The 23394-nt window shown below is 62.7% G+C and carries 28 protein-coding genes; 9 read left to right on the forward strand and 19 right to left on the reverse strand.

The window, feature by feature from the left end:
* Positions 1 to 42 precede the first annotated feature (42 nt).
* From H3L91_RS00470 to H3L91_RS00480, 3 genes are all read right to left on the reverse strand, one after another.
* Entirely contained in the window at positions 43 to 432 is a 390-nt protein-coding gene (locus H3L91_RS00470; protein WP_040658495.1) for an ElaB/YgaM/YqjD family protein, read from the reverse strand.
* Positions 433 to 610: 178 nt separating this feature from the next.
* On the reverse strand, positions 611 to 1522 hold the full coding sequence (ftsX, locus tag H3L91_RS00475; protein WP_007341404.1) for a permease-like cell division protein FtsX: 912 nt from the start codon (positions 1520 to 1522) through the stop codon (positions 611 to 613).
* Entirely contained in the window at positions 1519 to 2172 is a 654-nt protein-coding gene (locus tag H3L91_RS00480; RefSeq protein WP_007341405.1) for a cell division ATP-binding protein FtsE, read from the reverse strand. The genes ftsX and H3L91_RS00480 overlap by 4 nt, the downstream gene beginning before the upstream one ends.
* A gap of 214 nt (positions 2173 to 2386) precedes the next feature.
* Here H3L91_RS00480 and minC point away from each other — a divergent pair, with 214 nt between their 5' ends.
* Genes minC through rsfS form a run of 5 tightly spaced genes read left to right on the forward strand, consistent with a single transcriptional unit; the run spans position 2387 to position 5597 of the window.
* Entirely contained in the window at positions 2387 to 3100 is a 714-nt protein-coding gene (gene minC / locus H3L91_RS00485; RefSeq protein ID WP_007341407.1) for a septum site-determining protein MinC, read from the forward strand.
* 43 nt (positions 3101 to 3143) lie between these two features.
* On the forward strand, positions 3144 to 3956 hold the full coding sequence (minD, locus tag H3L91_RS00490) for a septum site-determining protein MinD (protein ID WP_007341408.1): 813 nt from the start codon (positions 3144 to 3146) through the stop codon (positions 3954 to 3956).
* 1 nt (position 3957) lies between these two features.
* Positions 3958 to 4233 carry a cell division topological specificity factor MinE gene (gene minE / locus H3L91_RS00495; RefSeq protein WP_007341409.1) on the forward strand — a complete coding sequence of 92 codons (276 nt, stop codon included), beginning with the start codon at positions 3958 to 3960 and terminating at the stop codon, positions 4231 to 4233.
* On the forward strand, positions 4230 to 5150 hold the full coding sequence (locus H3L91_RS00500) for a hydrogen peroxide-inducible genes activator (RefSeq protein WP_007341410.1): 921 nt from the start codon (positions 4230 to 4232) through the stop codon (positions 5148 to 5150). The genes minE and H3L91_RS00500 overlap by 4 nt, the downstream gene beginning before the upstream one ends.
* Positions 5151 to 5207: 57 nt before the next feature.
* Positions 5208 to 5597, forward strand: coding sequence for a ribosome silencing factor (rsfS, locus tag H3L91_RS00505; protein WP_007341411.1), 390 nt, complete (start codon positions 5208 to 5210; stop codon positions 5595 to 5597).
* 363 nt (positions 5598 to 5960) lie between these two features.
* Here the strand turns inward: rsfS and H3L91_RS00510 are convergent, their stop codons facing one another.
* Positions 5961 to 6500, reverse strand: coding sequence for a gamma carbonic anhydrase family protein (locus H3L91_RS00510; RefSeq protein ID WP_007341413.1), 540 nt, complete (start codon positions 6498 to 6500; stop codon positions 5961 to 5963).
* Positions 6501 to 6866: 366 nt separating this feature from the next.
* Entirely contained in the window at positions 6867 to 8306 is a 1440-nt protein-coding gene (mgtE, locus tag H3L91_RS00515; protein WP_007341415.1) for a magnesium transporter, read from the reverse strand.
* Positions 8307 to 8675: 369 nt separating this feature from the next.
* Here mgtE and H3L91_RS00520 point away from each other — a divergent pair, with 369 nt between their 5' ends.
* On the forward strand, positions 8676 to 9371 hold the full coding sequence (locus H3L91_RS00520; protein ID WP_007341416.1) for a hypothetical protein: 696 nt from the start codon (positions 8676 to 8678) through the stop codon (positions 9369 to 9371).
* Positions 9372 to 9382: 11 nt separating this feature from the next.
* Here H3L91_RS00520 and H3L91_RS00525 read toward each other — a convergent pair whose 3' ends face one another.
* The 9 genes from H3L91_RS00525 to H3L91_RS00565 form a co-directional block, all read right to left on the reverse strand.
* Positions 9383 to 9595 (reverse strand): hypothetical protein, encoded by a 213-nt coding sequence (locus H3L91_RS00525; RefSeq protein ID WP_007341417.1) that lies wholly within the window; start codon positions 9593 to 9595, stop codon positions 9383 to 9385.
* A 340-nt stretch (positions 9596 to 9935) separates the two neighbouring features.
* The gene (locus H3L91_RS00530) at positions 9936 to 10106 is read right to left on the reverse strand and encodes a zf-HC2 domain-containing protein (RefSeq protein ID WP_007341418.1); all 171 of its coding nucleotides are present in this window, start codon (positions 10104 to 10106) and stop codon (positions 9936 to 9938) included.
* A complete protein-coding gene (locus H3L91_RS00535; RefSeq protein WP_007341419.1) occupies positions 10103 to 10693 on the reverse strand; it encodes a sigma-70 family RNA polymerase sigma factor in 591 nt (196 codons plus the stop codon). The genes H3L91_RS00530 and H3L91_RS00535 overlap by 4 nt, the downstream gene beginning before the upstream one ends.
* Positions 10690 to 11418 carry an HvfC family RiPP maturation protein gene (locus tag H3L91_RS00540; RefSeq protein ID WP_007341420.1) on the reverse strand — a complete coding sequence of 243 codons (729 nt, stop codon included), beginning with the start codon at positions 11416 to 11418 and terminating at the stop codon, positions 10690 to 10692. The genes H3L91_RS00535 and H3L91_RS00540 overlap by 4 nt, the downstream gene beginning before the upstream one ends.
* Positions 11408 to 12283 carry an HvfB family MNIO-type RiPP peptide maturase gene (locus H3L91_RS00545; RefSeq protein ID WP_007341421.1) on the reverse strand — a complete coding sequence of 292 codons (876 nt, stop codon included), beginning with the start codon at positions 12281 to 12283 and terminating at the stop codon, positions 11408 to 11410. Before H3L91_RS00545 ends, H3L91_RS00540 begins: the two co-directional genes overlap by 11 nt.
* 205 nt (positions 12284 to 12488) lie before the next feature.
* A complete protein-coding gene (locus H3L91_RS00550) occupies positions 12489 to 12773 on the reverse strand; it encodes an HvfA family oxazolone/thioamide-modified RiPP metallophore (protein ID WP_007341422.1) in 285 nt (94 codons plus the stop codon).
* 75 nt (positions 12774 to 12848) lie between these two features.
* Complete coding sequence (locus H3L91_RS00555) at positions 12849 to 13304, reverse strand: HvfX family Cu-binding RiPP maturation protein (RefSeq protein WP_007341423.1); 456 nt, start codon at positions 13302 to 13304, stop codon at positions 12849 to 12851.
* A 385-nt stretch (positions 13305 to 13689) separates the two neighbouring features.
* Entirely contained in the window at positions 13690 to 15642 is a 1953-nt protein-coding gene (gene mnmG / locus H3L91_RS00560) for a tRNA uridine-5-carboxymethylaminomethyl(34) synthesis enzyme MnmG (protein WP_483406985.1), read from the reverse strand.
* 145 nt (positions 15643 to 15787) lie between these two features.
* On the reverse strand, positions 15788 to 16438 hold the full coding sequence (locus tag H3L91_RS00565) for a pyrimidine 5'-nucleotidase (protein ID WP_007341426.1): 651 nt from the start codon (positions 16436 to 16438) through the stop codon (positions 15788 to 15790).
* A 183-nt stretch (positions 16439 to 16621) separates the two neighbouring features.
* On the opposite strand from H3L91_RS00565, the gene rsmG reads away from it, so the two are divergent.
* Positions 16622 to 17254, forward strand: coding sequence for a 16S rRNA (guanine(527)-N(7))-methyltransferase RsmG (rsmG, locus tag H3L91_RS00570; RefSeq protein ID WP_007341427.1), 633 nt, complete (start codon positions 16622 to 16624; stop codon positions 17252 to 17254).
* Between the two features lie 257 nt (positions 17255 to 17511).
* Here the strand turns inward: rsmG and prmA are convergent, their stop codons facing one another.
* Both prmA and H3L91_RS00580 read right to left on the reverse strand, forming a co-directional pair.
* Positions 17512 to 18399, reverse strand: a complete 888-nt coding sequence (gene prmA / locus H3L91_RS00575) for a 50S ribosomal protein L11 methyltransferase (protein ID WP_007341429.1) — start codon at positions 18397 to 18399, stop codon at positions 17512 to 17514.
* A gap of 136 nt (positions 18400 to 18535) precedes the next feature.
* Complete coding sequence (locus H3L91_RS00580; protein WP_007341431.1) at positions 18536 to 19255, reverse strand: 16S rRNA (uracil(1498)-N(3))-methyltransferase; 720 nt, start codon at positions 19253 to 19255, stop codon at positions 18536 to 18538.
* Between the two features lie 98 nt (positions 19256 to 19353).
* Here H3L91_RS00580 and H3L91_RS00585 point away from each other — a divergent pair, with 98 nt between their 5' ends.
* Together H3L91_RS00585 and H3L91_RS00590 are read left to right on the forward strand one after the other, a co-directional pair.
* The gene (locus tag H3L91_RS00585) at positions 19354 to 20142 is read left to right on the forward strand and encodes an inositol monophosphatase family protein (protein ID WP_040658500.1); all 789 of its coding nucleotides are present in this window, start codon (positions 19354 to 19356) and stop codon (positions 20140 to 20142) included.
* A gap of 253 nt (positions 20143 to 20395) precedes the next feature.
* Positions 20396 to 20680, forward strand: a complete 285-nt coding sequence (locus tag H3L91_RS00590; RefSeq protein WP_007341433.1) for a hypothetical protein — start codon at positions 20396 to 20398, stop codon at positions 20678 to 20680.
* A 329-nt stretch (positions 20681 to 21009) separates the two neighbouring features.
* Here the strand turns inward: H3L91_RS00590 and murU are convergent, their stop codons facing one another.
* The 3 genes from murU to H3L91_RS00605 form a co-directional block, all read right to left on the reverse strand.
* Positions 21010 to 21696, reverse strand: a complete 687-nt coding sequence (gene murU, locus H3L91_RS00595) for an N-acetylmuramate alpha-1-phosphate uridylyltransferase MurU (RefSeq protein ID WP_007341434.1) — start codon at positions 21694 to 21696, stop codon at positions 21010 to 21012.
* Positions 21697 to 21760: 64 nt separating this feature from the next.
* Positions 21761 to 22738 (reverse strand): 4-hydroxythreonine-4-phosphate dehydrogenase PdxA, encoded by a 978-nt coding sequence (gene pdxA, locus H3L91_RS00600; RefSeq protein ID WP_007341435.1) that lies wholly within the window; start codon positions 22736 to 22738, stop codon positions 21761 to 21763.
* A gap of 78 nt (positions 22739 to 22816) precedes the next feature.
* Positions 22817 to 23293, reverse strand: coding sequence for an RICIN domain-containing protein (locus tag H3L91_RS00605; protein WP_007341436.1), 477 nt, complete (start codon positions 23291 to 23293; stop codon positions 22817 to 22819).
* Positions 23294 to 23394 lie beyond the last annotated feature (101 nt).

Genomic DNA, 23394 nt, shown 5'->3' on the forward strand with positions numbered 1-23394 from the left:
GTCTGAAAATGAGTTTTCAGACGGCCTTTGAGCCTGCGCCGGTTAGCGGCGGTTGAGCAGGACGCCGACGACGAGGCCGGCGAGGGCGGCGAAGCCCATGGCGTAGTAGGGTTTTTCGTGGACGGCTTTGTCGGCCTCTTTGGCGCGGCGTTTGATGCGTTTGCCGGCTTCTTCTTCAAAGTTGCGGAATTTTTCTTTGGCGTAGGCGGAGTTGCGTTTCAGGCTGTCGGCGGCTTCTTCTTCAAAGCGGCGCAGTTTGCGTTTGGCGGCGTCGAGTTTGCCGCCGAGGCTTTCTTTGAGTTCGGCGATTTCTTCTTCGCCGCGCTCGCGGCCGTTGTTGTAGAGTTCTTCCACGTCGTCCATGACGGCGCGGATTTCTTCCAGCATGGCGGCTTTGCGGGCTTCAAAGTCTGCTTGGTCGTATTTGCTCATTTACTGCTCCTGATAGGGGGTTGGGAAGGCGGGCAGTATAGCAAAGCGGGGCGGGGGCAATGTTAAACGGTATTAATTTGCGCAGTGCGACGGTAAAACTTTAATGATTGAGGCCGTCTGAAAAATGCAGCTTCGGCGCAGCCGAAAACGCATTTTTCAGACGGCCTCAAAGACGTGTTCAGCTGTCGGCTTTGAAGCGCAGCAGGTGGCGGCGGGTGGCCAGCCATGCGCCTGCGATGCCGAGGGCGGTTACGATAACGCAGACGGCGAGGGCTTCCCAGAGGCGGAAGTAACGCCAGCCGATATCGATGCCGTAGGGGCGGAAGATTTGGGCGACGAGGGGGCGGGTGGTTTCGGTGAGCCAGGCGCACAGGGCGAGGCTGAGGGCGGCGGAAAGCAGGCTCTGCCAGGCGGCCTGGTAGAGGAAGGGGCGGCGGATGAAGGAGGCGGGTGCGCCGAGGAGTTTGGTGATTTCGATTTCTTCTTTGCGGGCGAGGATTTGCAGTCGGATGGTGTTGTGGGCGACGAGGACGAAGGCGACGCTGAGGGTGATGGCGAGGAAGGTGAGGATGCGGCGCACGAGGGTGTCGATGCGGTAGAGGGTTTGCAGCCATTCGGTGTCGAGTTCGGCGGACTCCACCATCGGCAGGGCGGCGAGGTCTTGGCGCAGGGCTTGGGTTTGTTCGGGGGTGAGGCCGGGCTGGGGGGTAATGACGAAAACATCGGGCAGGGGGTTGCCGTCGAGCAGGGAAACCAGATCCTGCGCGCCCATGCTGTTTTGCAACTCACCCAGCCCTTGCGTTTTGCCGATGAATTCGCTTTTGCCGACGCGTTTGTCGGCGGCGGCGAGTTCCTGCACGGCGCGGCTGTCGGCTTCGGCGGCTGTTTGTTCCATGTAGAGGGTGATTTGCGGGGTTTCGCTGAGTTTGCCCAGCACGGCGCGGCTGCTTTCGATGCCCAGATAGAGGGCGAGCGGCAGGGTCATGGCGACGGCGAGCATGAGGAGGACGAGGAGGGTGGCCAGGGGCTGGCTCAGCAGGCTGCGGGCGGCGGATTTGGCGGCGGCAAGGTGCAGGGAGAGGTAGTTCATGCGGCGAACCTGCCTTCCTGCAAGCGCAGGATGCGGTGGCCGTAGTCGGCCATCAGGGTTTCGTCGTGGGCGGCGACGATGACGGTGGTGCCCGCTTCGTGGAAGGTTTTGAAGAGTTCCATGATGTCCAGCGCGTAGGCGCGGTCGAGGTTGGCGGAGGGTTCGTCGGCAATCAGGATGCCGGGCTGGCAGACGACGGCGCGGGCGATGCACAGCCGCTGCTGTTCGCCGCCGGAGAGGGTTACGGGGGCGGCGTTTTCGCGGCCGCCGAGGCCGACTTTGGCAATGGCGGTGCGGGCGCGCTTTTCCGCTTCGGCGCGGCCATAGCCGGCGATTTGCAGCGGCAGCAGCACGTTGTGCAGCACGTTGCGGTCGAACAGGATTTTGTGGTCCTGGAAGACGATGCCGATGTGCTGGCGCAAAAAGCCGGCTTGGTTGTCGTCGAGGCGGCCGGTGTCCTGGCGGTTGATCCACACTTTGCCCGAGGTGGGGCGGGTGATGGCGGCGATGAGTTTGAGCACGGTGGACTTGCCCGCGCCCGAGTGTCCGGCCACAAAAATCATCTCGCCCTTGGCGATCTCGAAGCTGACGTTTTTCAGTGCCTGAAAACCGCCCCGGTAGGTTTTGGAAACTTGCTCGAAACGTATCATTTTTTAGGAACGCTGCGCTGTGGGAAAACAAGGGGCGCATTATAGCCCAAACGCATCGGGGCCGTCTGAAAGGCCGCCGCAGCCGTGCGCAAACGCTTTTTCAGACGGCCTCTTTGCGCGGCTTTGAGGCTGTCTGAAAAAGGCGGCCGATTTGAAGCGGGCAGGCAAATACAGTAAACTGCCGCCCATTTAAAAAATTTATGGTAAACGCGAAATGAAAGCCGCTTTTGAAATCAAGTCCGCCCGCACCGACGCGCTCGCCGTGCGCGCCAACAGCGCGGACGCGGCGGCGGCCGACGCGGCTCTGGCCAAATGCGCGGCGCAATACCGCGAGCTGAACCTGCCGCTGATCCTTGATTTGCAGGCACTCGCGCCCGATGCCGCAACGCTCTCCGCCCTTCTGGCCGTGTTCCGCAAACACCGCCTGCCCGTCGCCGCCCTGCGCGGCGAGGCGTGGGAGCAGGCCGCCGCCGCCGCCGGTTTGGCATACAGCCCCGCCGGCAAAGGCGCGGCCGCACCCATCGAAACCGCCGACGCGGGCACGGTGGACGAAATCGCGCGCCAAGTGGGCGGCGCGGCGAAAAGCGGCGGCCATCCCACCGTATTCGTGTCCGAACCCGTGCGCACCGGCCAGCAGGTGTATGCCGAAAACGCCGATCTGATCGTTACCGGCATGGTGAGCGAAGGCGCGGAGCTGATTGCCGACGGCAACATCCACGTTTACGCCCCCATGCGCGGGCGTGCGCTGGCCGGCGCGGCGGGGCGGCGCGACGCGCGCATCTTCATCCAGTCCATGCAGGCCGAGCTGGTGTCCGTGGCCGGCATCTACCGCAACTTCGAGCAACGCCTGCCCGAACACCTGCACCGCAAGCCGGTGCAGATTTTTCTGCAAGACGACCGGCTGGTCATCGCCGCCATCGCGGCCTGACCCGCCCCCGAATTTTCAACATCCCCAAACAAAAGGAAAAACCGTGGCAAAAATCATTGTTGTAACCTCCGGCAAAGGCGGCGTGGGCAAAACCACCACCTCCGCCAGCATCGCATCCGGCCTCGCCCTGCGCGGCCACAAAACCGCCGTCATCGACTTCGACGTCGGCCTGCGCAACCTCGACCTCATCATGGGCTGCGAACGCCGCGTCGTGTACGACCTCATCAACGTCATCCAAAACGAAGCCACCCTCAACCAGGCACTCATCAAAGACAAACACTGCGACAAACTCTATATCCTGCCCGCCTCGCAAACCCGCGACAAAGACGCCCTCACCCGCGAAGGCGTGGAAAAAGTCCTCAACACCCTCACCGGCGAAATGGGCTTCGAATACGTCATCTGCGACTCCCCCGCCGGCATCGAAACCGGCGCGCTGATGGCACTCTACTTCGCCGACGAAGCCATCGTAACCACCAACCCCGAAGTGTCCAGCGTGCGCGATTCCGACCGTATTTTGGGCATCTTGCAGAGCAAATCGCGCCAAGCCGAGCGGGGCGGCAAAGTGAAGGAGCACCTGCTCATCACCCGCTACTCCCCCGAGCGCGTGGAAAAAGGCGAAATGCTTTCCGTGGACGACATCAAAGACATCCTGCGCATCCCCCTCATCGGCGTCATCCCCGAATCGCAAAACGTCTTGCAGGCATCGAACGCCGGCGAGCCCGTCATCCACCAGGAAGACGCCGTGGCCGCCGCCGCCTATCAGGACGTTGTCGCCCGCCTTCTGGGCGAAAACCGCGAAATGCGCTTTCTCGACGCCGAGAAAAAAGGCTTCTTCAAACGCATCTTCGGAGGTTGACATGTCGCTGATAGACAAACTGTTCGGCAAAAAGCCCAAATCCGCCGCCCTCGCCCGCGACCGCCTGCAAATCATCATCGCCCAAGAGCGCGCGCAGGGCGCGAACGCCACCCCCGACTACCTGCCCACCCTGCGCAAAGAGCTGCTCGAAGTGCTGTCCAAATACGTCAACGTCTCCCTCGACGACATCCGCATCTCGCAGGAAAAACAAGACGGGCTGGACGTATTGGAACTCAACATCACCCTGCCCGACCAACAGAAAAAGGCACAGCCATGACCCTCACCGAACTGCGCTACATCGTGGCCGTGGCGCAAGAAAAGCACTTCGGCCGCGCCGCCCAGCGGTGCGCCGTCAGCCAGCCCACCCTCTCCATCGCCATCAAAAAGCTGGAAGAAGAGCTGGCCGTCCCCCTGTTCGACCGCAGCAGCAACGAAGTCATCATCACCGGCGCGGGCGGGCGCATCATCACCCAGGCCATGCGCGTACTGCACGAAGCCGATATGATTTTCCGCCTGGCCGACGAAGGCAAAAACGAACTGGCCGGTACCTTCCGCCTCGGCCTCATCTTCACCGTCGCCCCCTACCTGCTGCCCAAACTCATCCTCTCCCTGCGCGAAATCGCCCCCGGCATGCCCCTGATGCTCGAAGAAAACTACACCCACGTCCTCACCGACGCCCTCAAACGCGGCGAACTCGACGCCATCGTCATCGCCGAACCCTTCCGCGAAGCCGGCATCACCACCCAGCCGCTGTACAGCGAACCCTTCTTCGTCATCGTCCCCAAAGGCCACAAATTCGAAGAACTCGACGCCGTAACCCAAAAAGAACTCGCCGAAGAAAACGTCCTCCTGCTCACCGAAGGCAACTGCATGCGCGACAACATACTCGAAAATTGCAGCGAACTGGCCGCCAAACAAAAAATCGACGGCCTGGCCAGCACCTTGCAGGGCAGCTCCATCAACACCATCCGCCACATGGTCGCCAGCGGCCTGGGCATCAGCGTCATGCCCGCCACCGCCCTCACCGAAAACGACCACCTCCTGTTCAGCATCATCCCCTTTGCCGGCGAAGCCCCCGTGCGCCGCGTCTCCATCGCCTGCCGCCGCAACTTCGTCCGCCCCAAAGCCCTCTCCGCCATCCGCCGCGCCGTCATCGCCTCCCAGCTTGCCGGCGTAACCTTCGCCGAACTCTGAACCACAACGGCAGGCCGTCTGAAAGCCGCTTTTCAGACGGCCTGCACAGGAAAAAACATGACCGAACAAGAACAGCAAAACCTCGAACGCATGGTGGCCGTCGCCACCGAAGCCCTCGAAGACATCAAAGCCAAAGACATCAGCATCCTGCACACCCAAGACAAAACCACCCTGTTTTCCCGCATGATTATCGCCAGCGGCGACAGCACCCGCCAGGTCAAAGCCCTTGCCAACAACGTTGCCGTCGGCCTCAAAGAAGCCGGCTTTGAAATCCTCAGCACCGAAGGCGACAGCGGCGAATGGACGCTGGTTGACGCGGGCGAACTCGTCGTCCACGTCATGCAGCCGGCCGTGCGCGACTTCTACGACATCGACACCCTCTGGGGCGGCGAAAAACCCCGCTACCAACAAGGCGCAGTCCCAATCTGGCACGCTGCCGACAACTGAACCCCTGAACCTGACGTAGGGTGTGTCGCCCCGAGGCGGCGCACGCGTTCCCTGCCGCATAACAAATCGGCGTGTTTTCCAAAACAGCAGAGGCCATCTGAAAAACCGCAAATCCGGTTTTTCAGACGGCCTTTCGCCTTACCGCCACGCCGAACCTGCCGTAGGATGTAGGCGGGCTTCAGCCAGGCAAAATATTGGTGAATTAATGGTTTAGCCGGGCTGAAGCCCGGCCTGCGACATATATTTTCTATCTTGTCCCGCCATACCTGCTTTGGCGTTGCACATAAAGCATGGGCACGTTTTCAAAGCGGCAGAGGCCGTCTGAAAGCCGCACACCGGTTTTTCAGACGGCCTCTGTCTGCCCTATTCCGCGCCCTCCCGATACACTCGCGCCGTGGCCAGATAATTCGCTGCCGACTGCCGCAGAAACGCCCGTTCCGCCGCCGTCAGCTCCCGCGCCGCCTTGGCGGGCGAGCCCGTGTAGAGGAAGCCGCCCGCCAGCCGTTTGCGCGGCGGCACCAACGCCCCCGCGCCGATGATCACCTCGTCTTCCACCACCGCGTCATCCAGCACCACCGCGCCCATGCCCACCAGCACGCGGCTGCCGACAGTGCAGCCGTGCAGCACCGCCCGATGGCCGACGGTAACGTCCTCGCCCAGCACCAGCGGCGAGCCTTCCGGCTTGGCGGCAGACGCCCCCGAAACATGCAGCACGCAGCCGTCCTGAATATTGCTGCGCGCACCCACGCGGATAAAGTTCACGTCGCCGCGCAGCACGGCAAACGGCCACACCGACACACCCTCCCCCAGCGCAACCCGCCCGATAACCACGGCGGCGGGGTCGATGTACACGTCTGCGCCAAGCTGCGGCAGATGGCGGTCGAAGGGGCGGATATTGTCCATGTCTGTTTCCTTTCAAAAAACGGTGCGGGCGGCGGGCATTGTAGCAAAAGGCCGTCTGAAACCGTGTATGCGGCTTGCCACACCCTGCCTTGACCAGTAGGTCGGGCATTTATGCCCGACGTGTTCAAATCTGCCGGTTTGTCGGGCATGAATGCCCGACCTACGCTACCGCTTTCAATCTGCCTCTGAGGCCGTCTGAAAACACAAGCCGTAGATGTCGGATACTTGTATCCGACATCCCGCGCGGCAGGGAAAGCCTGCGGAAAATGTCGGATTCGAGAATCCGACCTGCAATTTAACGGCAGAGGCCGTCTGAAAACCCGTAAAACAGGTTTTCAGACGGCCTCTTATTATGCGTATCACGCCTCAGGTCAGAAACACGGTGGCCAGGCCGAGGAAGATCAGGAAGCCGCCGGAGTCGGTTACGGCGGTGATGAGCACAGAGCTGCCCAGCGCGGGGTCGCGGCCGAGTTTTTCCATCACGATGGGAATCAGCACGCCGACCACGGCGGCCAGGAGCAGGTTGAGGGTCATGGCGGCCACCATCACGAGGCCGATGCCGATGCTGCCGTAGAGGGCGTAGGAGAGCACGCCCATCACGCTGCCCCAAATCAGGCCGTTGGCCAGCGCGACGCCCACTTCTTTTTTCAGCAGGCGGCCGGCCTGGATGTCGGCAAGCTGGCCGACGGCCATCGCGCGCACAATCATGGTGATGGTTTGGTTGCCCGAATTGCCGCCGATGCCGGCCACTATCGGCATCAGCGCGGCCAGGGCGACGATTTTCTGGATGCTGCCTTCAAACGCGCCGATGACACGGCTGGCGACAAAGGCGGTGCACAGGTTCACCGCCAGCCAGGTCCAGCGGTTTTTCACCGAGTCCCACACCGGGGCGAACAGGTCTTCTTCTTCCTGCAAACCGGCCATGTTCAAAATGTCGGCTTCCGATTCTTCGCGGATCACGTCCACCATTTCGTCGACGGTGATGCGGCCGATGAGTTTGCCCGAAGCGTCGATCACGGGCGCGGTAACGAGGTCGTAACGCTCGAACGCCTGCGCGGCTTCTTCGGCGTCATCTTCGGGCGAGAAGCGTACCACATCGGTGGCCATCACGTTTTCCACCAGCTCTTCAGGGTTGGAAATCAGCAGCTTGCGGATGGGCAGCACGCCGATAAGCACGTCTTGTTCGTCCACCACGAAGATTTTGTCGGTGTGGTCGGGCAGGCTGTCGAAGCGGCGCAGGTAGCGCAGCACCACTTCGCAGGACACGTCGGCGCGCACGCTCACCAGCTCGAAGTCCATCAGCGCGCCGACGGTGCCGTCTTCGTAGGACATCGCCGCCTTCACCTGCTCGCGCTCTTCCTCGTCGCGCGTTTGCAGGGCTTCGTACACCACCTGGTGCGGCAGGTCGTCGGCCAGCTCGGCCAACTCGTCCGCATCCATGTCTTCCACCGCCGCCAGCATTTCCTCGCGGTTCATCGCTTCGAGCAGCGTTTCGCGCACGGCTTCGGACACTTCCAAAAGCACGGCACCGTCGTCTTCCGGCTCGGCCAGCTTCCACACCAGCACACGCTCTTTGGGCGGCAGCGATTCGAGCAGCGCGGCCATGTCGGCCGGATGCAGCTCGTGCAGGATGCCGCGCAGCTCGGTCAGGCATGAATTTTGTTCGGGATCGGCCAGCGGCGTATCGGCGTTGATGTGCGCGTAAACCGGCAGCAGGGCGGCGGCCAGCTCGTGTACGCGGTCGATGTCCAAATCGAGGCGCGGCGCGTCGGCGCGGGGGGCGGGGACGGGTGTGTGGGCGTTCATGGATGCTCCGCCCGCGTGAAGGCGGCGGGGCTTCAGCGGGATTATTTGTAAATGAAAGATAAGGGAGAGGGCGAACCGGAAGAGTCCATTTCTGGCTGCCTGCGGCACAGGCGGGAAGGTTGTAAACGGGCGGCATTGTAGCACAAGCGGGCGTATCAGGCCGTCTGAAAAGCGTTTGCGCCGCGCCGAAGCCGCGTTTTGGCTACGCCGAAGCTGCACTTTCAGACGGCCTGATGTGTTGCCCGCAGCCTACACAAGGCCGACATTTTCTGACAAATCTTGATAATATTTACCATTCATAGCACAATACGCCCGCCGCGCCGCCTGCGCGGCAACCGTTTCCCGCAACTTTTCCAACAAAGAGAGAGCATGATGAAAAAAACCGCAACCCTGCTGGCCGCCGCACTGGCCGCCGCCCCCTTCGCCGCCGCCGCCGATTTCGGCCACCAGCAGCAGCTCACCATCGGCGGCAAACCCGCCTATCTGGCCGAAACCTCCGCCCGCGTGCTGGCCAACAAAGACCTCACCGCCCCCGAGCTGGTGGACGACATCACCGACGGCCTGTCCGGCAAAAAAATCCCCGGCTACAAAATCATGATTATGGGGCGCACCTACTCCGCCGCCGCCGAAACCAAGCCGCCCAAAGAAGGCCAAAGCCAGTGGCGCGAAAAAGCCTATGTGCATCGCGGCGTGAAACTGTTTGTCGGCATCCCCGTGGCCAACGGCAAACCCGACCCCGCCCGCGCCCGCCTAATCAACATCGGCGTGGTGGACGACAACGGCGGCAGCGCGCCGCACACCCCCGACGAGAAAATCCGTCCCGTCGGCAAACAGCTCATGAACGAAAAAGCCGTGGTGGAAAAACCCTATCTGAAAATCACCGAGCTGGAACTGCCCAACATGAAAAAAGGCGAAACCAGCGGCGGCGGCGTGAAACTCACCGCCGGCGCGGTGATCGACGGCAAAGCGGTGGAAACCAAGCTCGACAGCACCTTCACCCGCTTCTATACCGCCAAACCCACCAGCAGCGAACCGTTCAAAGCCGACGCCCGCTTCGTGAAATAAAGCGGCCGCCATCACAAAGGCCGTCTGAAAACGTGGAAACACTTTTCAGACGGCCTTTCTCCCATCCCGCCCATGGCAAACCAAACGTAGCGAAGGTAGGGTGTGTGGCGCAAGCCGCGCACGCGGTCTTTGCCGTGCAGGGATTCTGAAACCGCGTCGCGGCTGCACCGCACATCCTGCAAAATGTTAGAGGCCGTCTGAAAACGCAGTTTCGGCGAAGCCAAAAAACGTTTTCACGTTTTCAGACGGCCTTTTGACGGGATTTATAGTGAAACAACAAAAAGCCGGCATTACGCCGACAACGTAACAGCGGTGCATGAGGTAGGGTGTGTCGCCCCGGCGACGCACGCGGTCTTGACTGTGCGGGATACCAAAACCGCGTGCGCGGCTGCACCGCACACCCTGCACAAACATCAGAGGCCGTCTGAAAACCTTTTTTCAGACGGCCTTTTGCCCGTTGCAGAGCGTGTTCCCGAGGCGGCGCGTATTCCCCCGCTCCGCAAGGCTGATTGCCAACAGCCCCCGGGGCGTGTCGGCAATCAACGTTTTGGCGGCTTTTGCGCCCTAAGGCTCGAATTTCTTCGCCGCCCGTTGGATCAACGCAAGCTGGCGGGCGTATTCGCGGCAGTGGGGGCAAATCATCAGGTGCAGGCGCAGGGCGAGGCGTTCGCTGCGGGTGAGCGGCCGGTCGGCGCGCTGGGAGATGAGGGCGGTGATTTGGCGGCATGTTTTCATGTCGGCTCCCGATGGTTGAACCATTTGATTTGCAGGCATTGGCGCAGGGCTTCGCGGGCGCGGTGCATCACGGTGTAGTAGTTGGCGGCGCTGATGCCGCAGTGGCTTTGGATTTCAGGCGCGTCCCAGCCCATGATTTCGCGCAGCATGAAGACGCGGGCGGTGTTTTCGGGCAGGCGGTAGAGGCAGGCTTGGAATACGGCTTGGAACTGGCGGTTTTCCAAATCCTGTTCGGGGCTGCGCTGGTGGACGGGGATGCCGTCGGCATTCCAATGCCCGCTTGGGTCAAACCGGGCTTCGTAGAGTTCGTCCAGCTCCATTTCGGCGGGGGTTTCGGCGAACACGCTGCTGTGGCGTTGCTTGTGGCGCAGGTAGTCGTTGATTTTGTTTTTCAAAATGGCGAACAGCCAGGTTTTGAGCTGGGCACGCCCTTGAAACTGCCCACGGTGGCGCAGGGCGGCGAGCAGGGTTTCTTGGGCGAGGTCTTCGGCGGTTTCGGCGTTGCCGGTTTGGATGCGGGCAAAGCGCAGCAAGTCGCTTTGCAGCGCCACCAAATCGGCTTCGTCCCATTGCAGGGCGGCGCTCACGCGCTGCGCTCCGCGGGCAGCAGCACGTCGGCGTCCACCCATTGCTGCCAGCGGCGTTCGATTTCAGGCTGCCATTGGGCGGCTTGTTCGGACACGCCGGCGAGGCTTTCGCAGATTTGCGCCTGCGACAGGGGGGACTGGGCGGCGGCTTGCAGCAGGATGCGGTCGATTTCGTCCAGCGGGCTGTGGTACACGCTGCCGCCTGCGTCCTGCCACACGGCTACGGCGGTGGGGGCAGCCTGAAAATCGGGTTCGTCGGCGCACACGTTGAACGGGTATTCGGCGATGACGGCGGCGGGGGACAGCGCGAAGGGGGTGTCTTCGTCCCACTCGAAGGCGGCGTTGGGCGGGGTGGCGGCGGTTTCGGCAACCAATTGGCTGTGCTCGAAGCGCATCAGCTGCAAGATGTGCTCGGGCAGCCTGAAAGCGGCGCGGCCTTGGCGGCAGAAGGCGAGAAATTCGCCGGGAATGTCTTGGAAATAGGGGCTGTGGGCGCTGCCTTCGGCAACAAAGGCTTCTTTGGCGTCCGCCCATTGCTCGGGGTCGGCGTAGCGCGCGGCCTGCGGGTAGCAGCGTTGGATGAAGCCGTTGATGTTGTTGCGCACCAGGCGGGCATACACGGCGAGGCGTTCGGCATCCAGCGGCGCGGCGGGGTCGGCGCTGCCTTGGCGCACGGCGCGGGCAAGCGTTTCTTGGAAGGCGGCGGAGGCGTTTTCAGGCTGCATGGGCGTACTCCGTTTTTATGGCGGCGGCGGGTTGCATTGCGGCGGCTTGGATGCCGGCTATGCGGGCGACTTCGGCTTCCAGCTCGGCAAAGGGCGGGAAGTTGAAATCGCGCTCCAGCAGGGTGGGCGGGATGTGCGCCATGCGGCGGTAGGCGGCGGCGAGCAGGTCCCACACGTTGTCTTTCACCGGCGCGCCGTGGGTGTCGATGAGGATTTGCGGGTTTTCGTCGTCGTGGCCGGCGATGTGGATGTAGTTCACCCGCGCCATATCGACGGTGTTGAGGAAATCGTGCGGCGCGAGCAGCCCGTGGTTCACGCTGTTCACATAGATGTTGTTGATGTCCAGATGGATGCCGCAGTCGGCTTCCTGCGCCACGGCGTTGAGAAATTCGGCTTCGTTCATTTCCGCCAGCGGACTGTGCAGGTAGTAGGAAGTGTTTTCCACCGAGATGCGGCAGCCGAGAAAATCCTGCACTTGGCGGATGCGGCGGGCGGTGTGGCGCACGCTGTCGGCGGTGAAAGGCAGCGGCAGCAGGTCGTAAAGATGCCCGCCGAGGTCTTGGCAGTAGCTCAGGTGGTCGGAAAAGAAGGTGCAGCCGTAGCGGCGCATCATGTCTTTGATGCCGGCGAGCAGGTCGGTATCCAGCGGGGCTTGCCCGCCCAGCGAGAGGGACAGCCCGTGCAAGGCCAGCGGCAGGCGTTCGGCGGCTTCGTCGAAGCGTTTGCGCGCCGCGCCGCCCATTTTCAGCCAGTTTTCGGGCGCGGCTTCGATAAAGGCGATGGGGCTGTTGGCGGGCAGGTTGAGAAAATCGTCTGCCAGGTCGCGGCGGTAGCCGAGTCCGGCGCCGTGTAGTGTTCGGGTCATGGCGGTTCCTTATTGTGGTTTTCAGGCTGCCTCTGGGAGCAGGCCGTATGGTTTTTCAGGCTGCCGTTTCGCGGAAAACGGCGCGGCGGCACGGTTTTCCGCCAAACGGCGGCAGGGCGGAGGTTTGCCCTTGCGGGGGTTTTCAGGCTGCCCGAGGCAGTTGGCAGAGGCAGCCTGAAAACGGGGTCGGCTTATGCCTGCGGGCTTAGTGCGAACCGCATTTGCCTTCGCCGCATTTGCCTTCGGCAGCTTTGGTGGCAGGCGCTTTGCTGCCGCATTTGCCTTCGCCGCACTTGCCTTCGGCAGCTTTGGACGACGCGCCGCATTTGCCCTCGCCGCATTTGCCTTCAGCGGCTTTGGTTTTGGCTTTGGCTTTCATGGTTTTGTTCACGGCAGGCGCGTCTTGTTTCGCGGCGGGAGCGGCAACGGCCTGAGTGCCCAAAGTCAGCGCCAAAGCGCCGGCCAATGCGATTGCGGAAGATTTTTTCATAATGGTGTACTCCAATAAAAAGATTAAAAAATGAAGCCTGAAAACGCCCGGCTTCGTCGGCGTTAAAAAATCGGTTTATTTGCCGCTGCGGTAGCGTTTCCACAGATAGTCCAGCGACAGCGCGCCCGCGCCCTGCCCCAGCAGCGGCAGCAGCATCACGATGTACATCAGCGACAGCTTGTAGCCGCCCTGCCCGATATTGTAGCCGTTGCCCGCGTGGACGGCATACCACGCCACGGCGGTCAGCACCATCAGCGCGAAAGCGGAAAAGCGGGTGAACAGCCCCAACAGCAGCAGCACGGGAAACAGCAGCTCGCTACCCATTGCCGCGTACCAGTTTGCATCGGGCGAAAACAGCGAAAAGGGAAAGGGGAACTGGTCTTGGATTTCGGCGAACCAGTTTTCGCCGTTCCATTTGGTCAGGCCGGATTCGAAGAATTCATACGCCAGCAGGAGACGCAGTCCGAGCTGGCCGACGGCTTCGCCGATGAGCGGACAAAACTTTTCAAGCTGTTTTTTAGTGCAGTGCATGATAACTTCCTTTCTGTTGTTTCGTTGTTTGTGTTTCCTTATGCAGCGTTGGACGGCAGCTTGACAAGGTTTCTTACAGGGAAGAATAAAAAAATATTTTGTGTGTTGTTTTTAAATGAGAAAAAATTTTCAAGCTACCTGAAAGACAACAAATAGGCAGCCTGAAAAACGATTTTCAGGCTGCCTATCGGTTGTGTGGTTGGGATTTGTCCGGCGCACTTTGCCCCTGATAGCTTGCGGTTTCGCGCAGGGTTTCGGGTTTGATGATGCCGTGCAGTTGGGCTGATGTGATGGCGGCGCAGCAGGCGGACAGGGTGGTTTCTTGATCAGCATGACAAAGGCAGCCTGAAAACGGTTTACACGCTTTTCAGGCTGCCTTTGTCGTTTACTTCGCCCCTTTAAACCCGCGCTTCAAATGCACCATCAACAGCGCGACCGCAGCGGGGGTTACCCCCGAAATGCGGCTCGCCTGTCCCACGGTTTCGGGCTTGTGGGCGTTGAGTTTCTGCTGCACTTCGGCGGACAAACCTTTCACTTTGGCGTAGTCGATTTCGGCGGGCAGGCGCAGGGTTTCGATGTCGCGGCGGCTGTTGATTTCTTCCTGCTGGCGGTCGATGTAGCCTTGGTATTTGACTTGGATTTCCACCTGTTCCGCCACGTTTTCAGGCAGCGTGGCGAGCGGTGCGGCGTCGGGCAGGGTCATCAGGGCGGCGTAGTCGAGATTGGGGCGGCGCAGCAGGTCGTGCAGGTTGGCTTCGCGGCTGAGTTTTTGCCCGAATACGCGCATTTGTTCGGACTCGGACAGCTTTTGCGGCGTGTACCAAGTGGTTTTGAGCCGATGGATTTCGCGCTCGACGGCTTCGCGTTTTTCGTTGAACGCGCGCCATTGCGCGTCGCCGATTAAGCCGATTTTGCGGCCGTCTTCGGTGAGCCGCATATCGGCGTTGTCTTCGCGCAGCTGCAATCGGTATTCGGCGCGGCTGGTAAACATGCGGTAAGGCTCGTTCACGCCTTTGGTAATCAAATCATCGACTAACACGCCGAGATACGCCTGTTCGCGGCGCAGAATCAGCGGCTCTTGGTTTCGCACATACTGTACGGCGTTTGCGCCCGCGAGCAAGCCTTGCGCGGCGGCTTCTTCGTAGCCTGTTGTACCGTTGATTTGTCCGGCGAAGAATAAGCCGTTAATCGTTTTGGTTTCCAGGCTGGCTTTGAGGTTGCGCGGGTCGAAGTAGTCGTATTCGATGGCGTAGCCGGGGCGCAGGATATGGGCGTTTTCCAGGCCTTTCATGCTGCGCACGAGCGCGATTTGGATATCGAACGGCAGGCTGGTGGAGATACCGTTGGGGTAGCATTCGTTGGTGGTTAAGCCTTCGGGTTCGAGGAAAATCTGGTGGCTGTCTTTGTCGGCGAAGCGGTTGATTTTGTCTTCGATAGACGGGCAGTAGCGCGGGCCGACGCCTTCGATTTTGCCGGTAAACATCGGGCTGCGGTCGAAGCCTGTGCGGATGATGTCGTGGGTTTGCGTGTTGGTGTGGGTAATCCAGCACGACACTTGGCGCGGGTGCATCGCCGCGTTGCCGCGCACGGACATCACGGGTATCGGCGTGTCGCCGGGCTGCTCTTCCAGCACGGAAAAATCAATCGTGCGCCCGTCGATGCGCGGCGGCGTGCCGGTTTTCAGACGACCTTGCGGCAGGTTCAGCTCTTTCAGGCAGCCTGAAAGCGACTGTGCGGCAGGGTCGCCTGCGCGGCCGCCAGAATAGTTTTCCAAACCGATGTGGATTTTGCCCGCCAAAAATGTGCCGGCGGTGAGCACCACGGCGCGGGCTTTGAACACGACATTCATCGCGGTTTTCACGCCCGATACGCGCTCGCCGTCAAGCAGGATGTCGTCCACCGCCTGCTGGAACAAGTCCAAATTGGGCTGGTTTTCCAGCATTTCGCGGATGGCGGCTTTATAGAGAATGCGGTCGGCCTGCGCTCGGGTGGCGCGTACCGCCGCGCCTTTGCTGGCGTTTAAGCGGCGGAACTGGATGCCCGACAGATCGGTCGCCAAGGCCATCGCGCCGCCGAGCGCATCAACTTCGCGCACCAGATGCCCTTTGCCGATGCCGCCGATAGACGGGTTGCAGGACATCTGCCCGAGGGTTTCGATGTTGTGGGTGAGCAGCAGCGTGTCCGCGCCCATGCGTGCGGCGGCGAGTGCGGCTTCCGTGCCGGCGTGTCCGCCGCCGACGATGATGATGTCGTAGGTGTGGGGGTAGGTGATGGTGGTCATTTGTGTGTGTCTTTCGGGTTTTAGGGTTTCAGACGGCCTGAAACCTTTGCAAACTATCCCCTTCCGTCATCCCCGCGTAGGCGGGGACGGCCTCAACGCGTTTTGAGGCCGTCTGAAAACCGTTTCCGAAAGCGCAGCTTCGGCGCAGCCGGAAACGGTTTGGCGGGCAAGGCGCGGATTGTACGCGCTTTCGCCGCTCGCTTTAAGCGGGCACGGCCTCCGCCGCCCACGCCGCCAATTCGGCCATGTCGCGTGCGGCGCAGTCGGCCACGGGCAGCTGGTGTGCGTGTGCGCCGAACCACACGGTGCGCATCCCCAGCCGTTTCGCGGCGGCGAGGTTGGCGGCGGAGTCGTCCACCATAATGCAGCATTCGGGCGGCGCGTCCAGCGCGGCGCAGGCGGCCATGTAGGCATCGGGGTCGGGCTTGCAGGCGTAGGCGCAGTCGTCGGTGCCCAACAGTGAGACGAAGCATTCCGACAGGCCGAGCGCGGATACGAGTTCGCGCACATAAAACGAGGGCGCGTTCGACAACACCGCCTTGCGCCCGCGCAAACCGCCCACCGCCTCTGCCGCGCCGGTTTCGCCGCAAAGGCGGGCGAGAATGCCGTCCATCGGGTGCGCAAAACGCAGAAAGTCCGCCAAATCGGCCTGCGGGTGGTGCAGGCGCAGGCCGGCGAGGGTTGCGCCGTGTTCGTGCCACCACTGGCGGCGCAGGCGGTCGGCTTCGCTTGCGGACAGGCACAGATTGGCTGCGAGCCATTCGGTCATGCGGCGGTTGATAAGCTGGAAAATGCCCGCCTCGGCGCGGTGCAGCGTGTTGTCGAGGTCGAACAGCCAGACGGTTTGGGACATGTTTTCAGGGCGGTTTGCAAAAGGCGCGATTATAAACGGCAGGCCGTCTGAAAACCGCTTTTAGCTGCGCCGAAGCTGCGCTTTCAGAAACGTCATCTCCGCGTAGGCGGGGACGGCCTCAAAGCACCGCTTCCCGCCCGCGTGTTAATATCGCGCGTTTTCCCGAACCACCGAAAAACCCCTATGGACGCACAACAGCAACTGCAATCCGGCATCGCCGCCATGGGCCTGGCCGTCGCGCCCGAGCGGCAGGCACTGCTGCTCGAATACCTCGCCCTGCTGGAAAAATGGAACGCCGCCTTCAACCTCACCGCCCTGCGCGACCGCGCCAAAATGGTCAGCCACCACCTGCTCGACAGCCTCACCCTGCTGCCCTACCTCGACGGCGCGGCCACGCTGATCGACGTCGGCTCGGGCGGCGGCATGCCCGGCATCCCCGCCGCCGTCTGCCGCCCCGACCTGGCCGTAACCCTGTGCGACGCGAACACGAAAAAAACCGCCTTTCTGCAACAGGCGGCCATCGAACTGGGGCTGGACAACGTGTCCGTCGCCGCCGGCCGCGTGGAAAAACTGGCGGGCAAACAGGCCGACATCGTCAGCAGCCGCGCCTTCGCCGAGCTGGCCGACTTCGTCTCCATCACCCGCAGCCTGCCCGCAGCGGGCGGCCGCTGGGCGGCGATGAAAGGCGTGTACCCGCACGCGGAAATCGCGCGTCTGCCGCAATGGGCGCGGGTGGTGTCGGTGGACAAACTCACCGTGCCGGGTTTGGACGCGGAACGGCATATGGTGCTGCTGCAAACCGCGCCGAATCCGTAATGCCCCGCGCGGATTTTGGCAAACGGCTTAACAGGTAGGGTGGGTCTTGACCCACCATAACGATACCCGTGAAAACGGTGGGTCAAGACCCACCCTACCCGGTTTTCAGACGGCCTCCCGTTTCATTTGCCGCCGAAAAACCGTTGCCAAGCAGAAACCGCGTGCGTGGCTTGCGCCACACACCCTGCATACGAAGCAGAGGCCGTCTGAAAAACGAAACCGCGTTTTCAGACGGCCTCTCCGCATGCGGCGGCGATTCAGCGTTTCACGCCGCTCAGGCAGGCCCAGCCTTCGTCGGTGGCGGCGGGATCGAGGTCGAACCATTGGCCGTAGATGGCGGCAAGCTCTTCGGCCTGTTCGGCCAAGAGGCCGGAGAGGACGATGCGGCCGCCGGTTTTGGTGCGCTCGGCCAAGAGGGCGGCGAGCAGGCGCAGAGGGTTGGCGAGGATGTTGGCAAGCACGATGTCGTATTGTCCGGCGGGCAGCGCATCGGGCAGGAAGAAGCGGGCGGGCGCGTCGTTTTCGGCGGCGTTGTTTTCGGCGGCGGACACGGCCTGCGGGTCGATGTCGGTGCCGTCGGCGGCGGCGGCACCGAGTTTGAGGGCGGCGATGGCGAGGATGCCCGAGCCGCAGCCGTAGTCGAGCACGCTTTCGCCGCCTTTGAGGCTGCGGTCGAGCCATTGCAGGCACAGGCGGGTGGTGGGATGGCTGCCGGTGCCGAAGGCGAGGCCGGGGTCGAGGCGCAGGCTGAGGGCGGCGGGGTCGGGCGCGTCGTGCCAGGAGGGGGTGATCCACAGGCGGTCGGAGATTTTGATGGGGTCGAACTGCGCCTGGGTGAGGCGCACCCAGTCTTGTTCGGGCACGTCTTCGCTGCGGTATTCGGGAACAGGGATGCCGAGGGATGCGGCAGCGGCGGCGAGGCTGGCGGCAGGGTCGGCATCTTCGGCAAACAGGGCGACGATTTTGCTGTTTTGCCAAATCTGTTCGGTGCTCATGCCGGGTTCGCCGAACAGGGCCTGTTCTTCGTCGGTGCCGGCGTAGGCGTCTTCGATGGCGGCGCAGAGTGCGCCGTGCGCCATCAGGGCGTCGGAGAGTTCTTCGGCGGCGCGCTCGTTTACGGTGAGGGTGATTTGGCGGTAGGTCATGGCTGGCTTTCTGAATATCGGGTTGGCGGGATTCGGAGGCCGCCTGAAAAGTGGGAAAACCGTTTTTGGCTTCGCCGAAACTGCGTTTTCAGACGGCCTCATGTATTTACCTCATGTATTTATTTGATACCGGGTTTTAAAAATCGCCCCACAAAGTCTGCATGGCGGCGAGGGCGGCAAGGGCGGCGGTTTCGGTGCGCAGCACGCGGCGGCCGAGGGTGAGGCCGGAAAAACCGGCGGCAAAGGCTGCCTCCTCCTCCTCATGCGTCCAGCCGCCCTCGGGGCCGGCCATCAGGATGACGCTTTGCGGCGGCGGGATGCCGCGCAGGCTTTGGCGGTTGTTCAGGCTCATCAAGAGCTTCGCGTCGGCATCGGGCAGCGCGGCCAATGCCTGCGCGTAGGGCAGCAGCGGGCGCACTTCGGGCACGACGCAGCGGCCGCTCTGCTCGCAGGCGGACACGACGATTTCCTGCCAGCGGACAACGCGCTTTTGCGCCCGCTCGCCGTCCAGCCGCACCACCGAACGGCTGCTGATAACGGGGATAACGGCCGCCACGCCCAGCTCCACGCTTTTTTGCAGGGTGAAATCCATGCGCTCGCCCGCCGACACGGCCTGCACCAGCGTAACCGCCAGCGGCGACTCGTTTTCAGACGGCCTCTCGTCCAAAATTTCCGCCATGGCGGCACGCTTGTCCACCCGCGCAAGCACGGCGGCATACTCGCGGCCGTTGCCGTTGAACAGCGCGATTTTTTCGCCCGCGCGGCAGCGCAAAACGTGCAGATGGCGCACCACATTGTCGGGCAGCGCGACGGTTGCGCCACGGCACAGCGCGGCATCGGCGAAGAAGCGGGGCATAATCGGTAAAAATCGGTTAATATAGTTTGCGATTATACAAGAGGCCGTCTGAAAAAGGGTTTCAGACGGCCATACACAAACAAAAGGAGGAAGGCACCGTGCTGCAAGCCCTACAAACACTGGTGAAACACATCGCCCGCACCGAAGTGATGCCGCGCTTTCTCAGCGTGCCCGCCGACGAAAAAACCGACGGCAGCATCCTCACCGAAGCCGACCTCGCCGCGCAGGCCGCCTTCGCCGCCGCCCTGCCGCGCATCGCCGCATGCCCCATGCTCGGCGAAGAAATGAACGAGTCCGCCCAGCGCGACCTCTGGCTGCACCACTACGACGGCCTGTGGGTGGTCGACCCCATCGACGGCACCACCAACTTCGCCAACGGCTTCCCCCACTTCGCCCTCTCCGCCGCCCTTATGCGCCAAGGCAAGCCCGTGCTCGGCGTCGTGTACGACCCCGTCGCCGGCGAATGCTTCGCCGCCCAATCCGGCGGCGGCGCGTTCCTCAACGGCCGCCCCCTGCCCCTGGCCGTGCGCGGCAAAAAACTGCACCGCGCCATCGCCGGCGTCGAAATCAAATACCTGCGCTCGGGCAAACTCGCCGGCCGCATCAACACCCTCTCCCCCGTCGGCAGCATCCGCAGCATGGGCAGCAGCACCCTCGACTGGTGCTATCTCGCCGCCGGCCGCATGGACGTATATGTCCACGGCGGCCAGAAACTGTGGGACTACGCCGCCGGCGCGCTCATCCTCACCGAAGCCGGCGGCAGCCTCGCCACCCTCGAAGGCGACGATTTTTGGAGCGGCGAACACACCTTCCAACGCTCCGCCATCGCCGCCCTCAGCCCCGAACTCTTCGCCCCCTGGCTCGCCTGGATACGCGCCAACCAGTAAACGCTTGTTAAAATGTAAAAGAATTGACACCCGCCCATCCCCCCGTATAATCCGCCGCACCGGTCGGGTTAATCCCTTGCCCGTCCGGTGTTTTCTATGACGTTTTCCCATAATGTGTTTGGCCGTCCGCTCGTCGGACGGCATTTTTTTCGCCCGCCGCGCAAACCCGATACGCCGCCCGTCAAAAAAACATACCATTCGTCAGAAAGCCGTACTATAATCCCCGCACAACAAAAACACCTACGGGGCAATTATGAAAAAACTGATCAACATGCTGCGCAACGAATGGCGCGCCGCCTTCGATCCCAAAACCATCGTCATCCACGACTACGAAGACCTCAAACTCCACGCCGGCGCGCTGCGCTGCCTGAGCGAAGAAGAGCGCGAAACCCTGCTCGAATTCGTAACCCAGGCCGAAATCGCCAAACAAACCGGCCGCGACACCGCCGCCCGCTACGGCCTCACCGTCGGCGAAGCCCTCGAACACCAGCACACCATGCAGGACATCGCCTCCTCCGTCGCCTCTTACAGCCTCTGAACGCCTTATAAACGACAAGCCGTCTGAAAAGCAGATTTTGTTTTTTCAGACGGCCTCTGCCGTTAGGTAGGGTGTGTGGCGCAAGCCACGCACGCGGTTTGGTTTTTGGTAAGCCGCGCGGATTTGTTGGGCGGCAGAAACCGTGTGCGTCGCCTCTGGGCGACACACCCTACCTTAGGTTCGGCACGGGTGGATAGAAAACAGGCCGTCTGAAAAACCGTTTTTATGTTTTTGGCTGCGCCGAAACTGCGTTTTCAGAAACGTCATCCCCGCGTAGGCGGGGACGGCCTCAGACCGTTACGGCGGGCAAATGCGGCGGGGCGGCCGCGCTACCAGGCCGAGGCGATGCGGCGTGCTTCTTCCAGCCGCTGCGGCGTGCCGACGTCGAGCCACAGGCCGTTGTGGCGGCGGCCGCGCACTTGGTCTTCCTTCATCGCCAGCCGCAGGAGGGGGGCGAGTTTGGCGGGCTGGTGCGGCGGGGTGTGGGCGAAGAGTTCGGGGCGGTAGAGGCCGCAGCCGGCGAAGGTGAGGCGTGTGTCGCCGGCGGTGCGTACGAGGCCGTCGGGCAGCAGGGCGAAGTCGCCTTCGGGGTGGTGCGGCGGGTTGTCCACCAGCCAGAGGTGGGCGAGGCCGTCGCCGAGGAGGGTTTCGCTGCGGCGCACGGCGGTGGTGAAGTTGATGTCGGCGAGGATGTCGCCGTTGACGACGAGGAAGGGTTTTTTGCCCAAGAGCGGCAGGGCGGTGGCGATGCCGCCGGCGGTTTCCAAGCCCTGCCCGCCTTCGGGCGAGTAGGCGATGCGCACGCCGTAGTCCGCGCCGCTGCCGAGCCGCGCCTCGATTTGGCGGCCGAGCCAGGCGTGGTTGATAACAACTTCTTCGATGCCGGCCGCTTTGAGGCGGCGCAGGTGCCAGCCGATAAGGGTTTCGCGGCCGACCTGCAACAGGGGTTTTGGGGTGGCGTCGGTGAGCGGGCGCATTCTTTCGCCGCGTCCGGCGGCCAGTATCATGGCTTTCATGGTGTCCTTTCGGTGATTGGAGGCCGTCTGAAAAAGCGTTTTTGGCTGCGCCGAAACTGCGTTTTCAGACGGCCTGTGCCATTTCTACGGCGGTTTTGACGGCTTCGATGAGGCTGCCGCCGTCGGCCTGGCCTGTGCCCGCCAAAGCAAGGGCGGTGCCGTGGTCGACGGAGGTGCGCACGAAGGGCAGGCCGAGGGTGATGTTGACGCCGCGTCCGAAGGCGGCGTATTTGAGCACGGGCAGGCCCTGGTCGTGGTACATGGCCAGCACGGCATCGGCGTCGCGCAGCATGAAGGGTTGGAACAGGGTGTCGGCGGGATGGGGGCCGCGCACGTCTATGCCTTCGGAGCGCAGGGTTTCGAGGGCGGGGATGATGGTGTCGTTTTCTTCGTGTCCGAGGTGGCCGCCTTCGCCGGCGTGGGGGTTGAGGCCGGCCACGAGGATGCGGGGGGCGGCCAGGGCGAAGCGGCGGCGCAGTTCGCGGTGCAGGATGCGGGCGGTTTCGCACAGGGATGCGCGGGTGATGGCGGCGGGCACGTCTTTGAGCGGCAGGTGGGTGGTGGCGAGGGCGACGCGCAGGCCGCCGCCGGCGAGCATCATGACGACGCGTTCGGTGCCGCTTTTTTGCGCGAGGTATTCGGTGTGGCCGCTGAAAAACTGCCCGAGCGCGTCGTTGATGACGCCTTTGTGCAGGGGGGCGGTAACGAGGGCGGCGAATGTGCCGCGTGTGATGCCGTCGCAGGCGGTGTCGAGCAGTTCGAGCACGTAGCGGGCGTTGGCGGGATTGGTGCGGCCGGGCTGGCAGGGGGCGGCAAGCGGGATGTGGCGCACTTCGAGCGTGCCGGGTTCGGGAGCGTGTTCGGGGTGGTAGTTGCGGATGCGGACGGTTTTGCCGAGCATGGCGGCGCGTTCGGCCAGCAGGTGTTTGTCGCCGAGGACGACGGGGCGGCAGGGCAGGCTGTGCGCGGCGAGGTTGAGGCAGATGTCGGGGCCGATGCCGGCAGGTTCGCCGGAGGTTACGGCGATGACGGGAAGGGTCATGGGGTTTCCGTGGTTTGGTTTTTTTTGGAGGGATGAGGCCGTCTGAAAACCGTTAGTCCGTGTTTTCAGACGGCCTGTTTACCATGCGAACTGCTGGGCGCGGCTGCCGTTGCAGCGGCGGACGGCGAGGCGGTGTTCGGAAGCGTCGAGGCATTTGCCGCTGTCCGCGCTGCGGATGCGGCTGCCGTCGGCATACCACTGCTGGTTGGCCGCGCCGGTGCAGCGGTAGCGGATGACGGGCGCGCCGTCGCGTTTTTCCGCGCCCGCCACGTCGAGGCAGCCGCCGTTTTGCGTGATCGCGCCGCTTTTTGCGTCGAAGCGGAACTGCTGGTTGGCGCGGCCGTGGCAGGGGTAGCGGATGAGGCTTTTGCCGTCGCCGCCGCTGATGTCGAGGCATTGTCCGTCGGCGGTGCGGATGAGTACGGCGCGCATGGGGGCGGTGTCGTGCAGGACGACGACGGGTGCGCCGCCGCTTTGGGAAACGGCGGCGGGCGGCAGGTTGATTTCGCAGGCGGACAGCAGCAGGGCGGCCAGGATGGCAGGGGTTTTGTTCATGTGTTTGCGTCCTTTTCGGAAGGGATGGAGGTCGTCCCCGCCTGCGCGGGGATGACGTTTCTGAAAGCACGGCTTTCTTGAATTTAAGGGGGCAACGGAGG

It is taken from the genome of Neisseria bacilliformis, assembly GCF_014055025.1.
Classification (GTDB): Bacteria; Pseudomonadota; Gammaproteobacteria; order Burkholderiales; family Neisseriaceae; genus Neisseria; species Neisseria bacilliformis.

What these genes read in the sequence shown, in the direction of transcription:
- H3L91_RS00605 (WP_007341436.1), bottom strand. Translation starts at nt 23,293, where the DNA reads ATGAACAAAACCCCTGCCATCCTGGCCGCCCTGCTGCTGTCCGCCTGC.
- mgtE (WP_007341415.1), bottom strand. Translation starts at nt 8,306, where the DNA reads ATGAACGCCCACACACCCGTCCCCGCCCCCCGCGCCGACGCGCCGCGC.
- H3L91_RS00555 (WP_007341423.1), bottom strand. Translation starts at nt 13,304, where the DNA reads ATGCACTGCACTAAAAAACAGCTTGAAAAGTTTTGTCCGCTCATCGGC.
- pdxA (WP_007341435.1), bottom strand. Translation starts at nt 22,738, where the DNA reads ATGACCCTTCCCGTCATCGCCGTAACCTCCGGCGAACCTGCCGGCATC.
- H3L91_RS00540 (WP_007341420.1), bottom strand. Translation starts at nt 11,418, where the DNA reads ATGCAGCCTGAAAACGCCTCCGCCGCCTTCCAAGAAACGCTTGCCCGC.
- H3L91_RS00565 (WP_007341426.1), bottom strand. Translation starts at nt 16,438, where the DNA reads ATGTCCCAAACCGTCTGGCTGTTCGACCTCGACAACACGCTGCACCGC.
- H3L91_RS00580 (WP_007341431.1), bottom strand. Translation starts at nt 19,255, where the DNA reads ATGCCCCGCTTCTTCGCCGATGCCGCGCTGTGCCGTGGCGCAACCGTC.
- H3L91_RS00530 (WP_007341418.1), bottom strand. Translation starts at nt 10,106, where the DNA reads ATGAAAACATGCCGCCAAATCACCGCCCTCATCTCCCAGCGCGCCGAC.
- H3L91_RS00545 (WP_007341421.1), bottom strand. Translation starts at nt 12,283, where the DNA reads ATGACCCGAACACTACACGGCGCCGGACTCGGCTACCGCCGCGACCTG.
- prmA (WP_007341429.1), bottom strand. Translation starts at nt 18,399, where the DNA reads ATGACCTACCGCCAAATCACCCTCACCGTAAACGAGCGCGCCGCCGAA.
- rsfS (WP_007341411.1), top strand. Translation starts at nt 5,208, where the DNA reads ATGACCGAACAAGAACAGCAAAACCTCGAACGCATGGTGGCCGTCGCC.
- H3L91_RS00500 (WP_007341410.1), top strand. Translation starts at nt 4,230, where the DNA reads ATGACCCTCACCGAACTGCGCTACATCGTGGCCGTGGCGCAAGAAAAG.
- murU (WP_007341434.1), bottom strand. Translation starts at nt 21,696, where the DNA reads ATGAAAGCCATGATACTGGCCGCCGGACGCGGCGAAAGAATGCGCCCG.
- H3L91_RS00480 (WP_007341405.1), bottom strand. Translation starts at nt 2,172, where the DNA reads ATGATACGTTTCGAGCAAGTTTCCAAAACCTACCGGGGCGGTTTTCAG.
- ftsX (WP_007341404.1), bottom strand. Translation starts at nt 1,522, where the DNA reads ATGAACTACCTCTCCCTGCACCTTGCCGCCGCCAAATCCGCCGCCCGC.
- H3L91_RS00520 (WP_007341416.1), top strand. Translation starts at nt 8,676, where the DNA reads ATGATGAAAAAAACCGCAACCCTGCTGGCCGCCGCACTGGCCGCCGCC.
- minE (WP_007341409.1), top strand. Translation starts at nt 3,958, where the DNA reads ATGTCGCTGATAGACAAACTGTTCGGCAAAAAGCCCAAATCCGCCGCC.
- H3L91_RS00470 (WP_040658495.1), bottom strand. Translation starts at nt 432, where the DNA reads ATGAGCAAATACGACCAAGCAGACTTTGAAGCCCGCAAAGCCGCCATG.
- rsmG (WP_007341427.1), top strand. Translation starts at nt 16,622, where the DNA reads ATGGACGCACAACAGCAACTGCAATCCGGCATCGCCGCCATGGGCCTG.
- H3L91_RS00590 (WP_007341433.1), top strand. Translation starts at nt 20,396, where the DNA reads ATGAAAAAACTGATCAACATGCTGCGCAACGAATGGCGCGCCGCCTTC.
- H3L91_RS00510 (WP_007341413.1), bottom strand. Translation starts at nt 6,500, where the DNA reads ATGGACAATATCCGCCCCTTCGACCGCCATCTGCCGCAGCTTGGCGCA.
- H3L91_RS00550 (WP_007341422.1), bottom strand. Translation starts at nt 12,773, where the DNA reads ATGAAAAAATCTTCCGCAATCGCATTGGCCGGCGCTTTGGCGCTGACT.
- minC (WP_007341407.1), top strand. Translation starts at nt 2,387, where the DNA reads ATGAAAGCCGCTTTTGAAATCAAGTCCGCCCGCACCGACGCGCTCGCC.